The sequence below is a fragment of the Mesorhizobium sp. M7A.F.Ca.US.002.01.1.1 genome (genome assembly GCF_004022955.1).
GTDB lineage: Bacteria > Pseudomonadota > Alphaproteobacteria > Rhizobiales > Rhizobiaceae > Mesorhizobium > Mesorhizobium ciceri.
The window spans coordinates 1-3,492 of sequence record NZ_RZQE01000554.1; the positions used below are offsets into that span (position 1 = coordinate 1).

Genomic DNA, 3,492 nt, shown 5'->3' on the forward strand with positions numbered 1-3,492 from the left:
CTGTTGCGCATGCGCAACCGGCCTCACGGCGCCCGAAAGGCTGATTTCGCCGAAATAGACGCAATCGGCGGGAAGGGCAAGACCGGTGAGCGAGGAAACCAGGGCGGCCGCCACTGCGAGATCTGCCGCGGGCTCCGAAATCCGGTAGCCGCCGGCGACATTGAGATAGACATCATGGCTGCCGAATCGCACCCCGCAATGGGCTTCGAGAACCGCCAGGATCATCGACAGCCGGGCGCCGTCCCAGCCGACGACGGCGCGGCGCGGCGTGCCGAGCGAGGAGGGTGCGACCAGTGCCTGGATCTCGACCAGCACCGGCCTTGTCCCCTCCATGCCGGCGAAAACCGCCGCCCCCGGCGATTTGGCATGGCGTTCGCCAAGAAAAAGCTCGGACGGATTGGCGACCTCGCGCAGGCCCTTGTCCGACATTTCGAAGACGCCGATCTCGTCGGTCGGTCCAAAACGGTTCTTCACCGTGCGCAGGATGCGGTAGTGGTGGCCGCCTTCGCCTTCGAAGTAGAGCACGGCGTCGACCATGTGCTCGACGACGCGCGGCCCGGCGATCTGGCCTTCCTTGGTGACATGGCCGACCAGTACGATCGCCGCACCCGTGGATTTCGCATAGCGGATCATCGCCTGGGCGGCAGCGCGCACCTGGGTGACGGTTCCGGGTGCCGAATCGGCAAGGTCGGTCCACAGCGTCTGGATCGAATCCAGGATGACGAGATCAGGCCGCTTGCCGTCGGCGATCGTCGCCAGGATGTCCTCGACATTGGTCTCCGCAGCCAGTTCCACCGGAGAAGTGGCGACGCCAAGCCGCTGTGCCCGCAGCCTGATCTGCGCGACCGCCTCTTCGCCCGAGACATAGACGATGCGGTGGCCTTTTGATGCCAGCGCCGCGGCCGCCTGGGTGAGCAGCGTCGACTTGCCGATGCCGGGATCGCCGCCGACCAGCAGCGCCGAGCCGCGCACGAAACCGCCGCCGGTGGCGCGATCGAGTTCGCCAATGCCCGAGATGATGCGTGGCGCGTCCTCGATATCGCCGGACAGCGTGGTCAGCACCACGGCGCGTCCCTTGCGGGCGTTGCGCGTGTTGGCTGGTCCTGAGCCGATGCCGCCGGACGTGCCTTCCTCGACCAGCGTGTTCCACTCGCCACACGCATCGCATTTGCCGGCCCAGCGCTGATGCACCGATCCGCAACTTTGGCAGATGAATTGGACGCGCGATTTGGCCATCAGATGGAAGCCACGCGGTGACAGGCTGGCGGGGCAGCGCCCCCCTCTGACCTGCCGGCCATCTCCCCCTCCAGGGGGGAGATTTGCAGCTTCAGCGCTTGCGCCTTCTTTTCAACGCCAAAAATTGGCGAAAGCGTCGATGCCATCCGATCTCCCCCCTTGAGGGGGAGATGTCCGGCAGGACAGAGGGGGGCGCCAAGGAATGGGACCTGTCTCAATAGGTCACTCGAACCTTTCCGGCAGATGATGCTCCTCGGCGAGGTCGGAGAAGCGGGTGAACTCGCCCTGGAAGGCAAGGCTGACGGTGCCGGTCGGTCCATGGCGCTGCTTGGCTATGATCACTTCGGCCTTGCCCTGGACCTCGATCATCTTCGTCTCCCATGCGAGATGCTCGGGCGTGCCTTTCTCCGGCTCCTTGTTCTTGATGTAATATTCCTCGCGGTACACGAACAGCACGACGTCGGCGTCCTGCTCGATCGAGCCCGATTCGCGCAGGTCGGACAGCTGCGGATGTTTGTCGTCGCGGCTTTCGACCTGACGCGAGAGCTGTGAGAGCGCGATGATCGGCACGCCCAACTCCTTGCCGAGCGCCTTCAGTCCGGTGGTGATCTCGGTGATTTCCTGGACGCGGTTCTGCGACGCCTTGGCAGATGAACCCTGCATCAGCTGGATATAGTCGATGACCATCAGGTCCAGCCCGCGCTGGCGCTTGAGGCGGCGGGCGCGCGCCGCGAGCTGGGCGATCGAGATACCACCCGTCTGGTCGATGTAGAGCGGGCGCTTGTGGTTCTCCTGCGTGTAGGCGACAAGCTTGCCGAAATCGGCTTCCGTCAAATCGCCGCGCCGGATTTTCGACGATGGAATCTCGGTCTGCTCGGAGATAATGCGGGTGGCCAGCTGCTCGGACGACATTTCAAGCGAGAAGAAGCCGACGACGCCGCCATTGGCCGCCTTGACGGAGCCGTCGGCCTGTTGGGCAGGCTCATAGGCGGCAGCGATGTTGTAGGCGATGTTGGTGGCCAGCGACGTCTTGCCCATGCCTGGGCGGCCGGCGATGATGATCAAATCCGAAGGCTGCAGGCCACCCATGCGATGGTCGAGATCGCGCAGGCCGGTGGCAATGCCGGACAGGTGGCCATCGCGCATATAGGCCGCGCTGGCCATGTCGACGGCATTCTTCAACGCATCGGAAAAGCTTTCGAAACCGCCATCGTAGCGGCCGTTTTCGGCCAGCTCGAACAGCCGCCGCTCGGCATCCTCGATCTGTTCGCCGGGTGCCATGTCGACCGGCGCGTCATAGGCGATGTTGACCATGTCTTCGCCGACGGTGATCAGCGCGCGGCGCGTCGCAAGGTCATAGATGGCGCGGCCATAGTCGGTGGCGTTGACGACGGTCACAGCCTCGACCGCCAGCCGCACGACATATTGCGCCATCGTCATGTCGCCAACCTTCTCGTCGGCCGGCAGGAAGGTTTTCAGTGTGATCGGCGTCGCCACCTTGCCCATACGGATGAACTCGGACGCCACCTCATAGATCTTGCGGTGCAGCGGCTCGTAGAAATGGCTGGCCTTGAGGAAGTCAGAGACGCGGTAGAAGGCGTCGTTGTTGACGAGGATGGCGCCGAGCAGCGCCTGCTCAGCCTCGATGTTGTTTGGCGCTTCACGATAAAGCGGTGTTTCCGCGACGCCGAATTTTCGCGCTGCCTCTGCCATGATATCCCCGATTTCAATCCCGGCCTTTCGATATCAGAACGTGATGAGTCGGTGCTGACCTTTCTGCATCACTACCCAACCAAAGAACCTTGATGCCCGTTGTTCACAGGAACAACCAATCGTCCACAGGAGAGTATTCGCGTGCCCCGATTCCGGTTGACTCGACAGGGCGTGGTTCTCTATCTGACTCGTCGGAACAAAGCAAGAACAATGGCGCTGTTCATTTTGCGATGTTGTCCAGCCTGTCGCCCCAGTCCAGTCGCCGGGCCAACTTGAAGTCGGCGCCGTCGCGCTTGGTGAACAAGCGCTCGGCGGCGGTGCCGTCGTCCTGGCAAAGCTTGAGCAGAACCTTGCCGGAGCCGGATTTCGGTGGCGCAAGAACTCGTGCCTGGTGTGATGTGGGGCCGTCGCGAGAAGCCGCGACGTAGATGAATTTCTCGTCTTCCCACGGCACGTCGGCATCCTTGGCCAGCCGATGCAGGCGCGAGCGGGCGACGCGGCGGGAAAAATGGCACCAGTCGGGCTGGACCAGCGGGCAGGGCG

3 protein-coding genes are annotated in these 3,492 nt (G+C 63.4%); all 3 read right to left on the reverse strand.

From position 1 onward, the window contains the following. A partial coding sequence (gene radA / locus EN932_RS31750; RefSeq protein WP_128369353.1) for a DNA repair protein RadA occupies positions 1 to 1,236 on the reverse strand: 1,236 nt, incomplete at its 3' end. 222 nt (positions 1,237 to 1,458) lie between these two features. Further along, entirely contained in the window at positions 1,459 to 2,949 is a 1,491-nt protein-coding gene (locus tag EN932_RS31760) for a replicative DNA helicase (RefSeq protein ID WP_013532525.1), read from the reverse strand. 220 nt (positions 2,950 to 3,169) lie between these two features. Continuing rightward, on the reverse strand, positions 3,170 to 3,492 hold a 323-nt coding region (locus tag EN932_RS31765), incomplete at its 5' end, for a small ribosomal subunit Rsm22 family protein (protein WP_245483361.1).

Excerpts from the sequence above, each read along its gene's own strand:
- EN932_RS31760 (WP_013532525.1), bottom strand. The coding sequence starts at position 2,949 with ATGGCAGAGGCAGCGCGAAAATTCGGCGTCGCGGAAACACCGCTTTAT.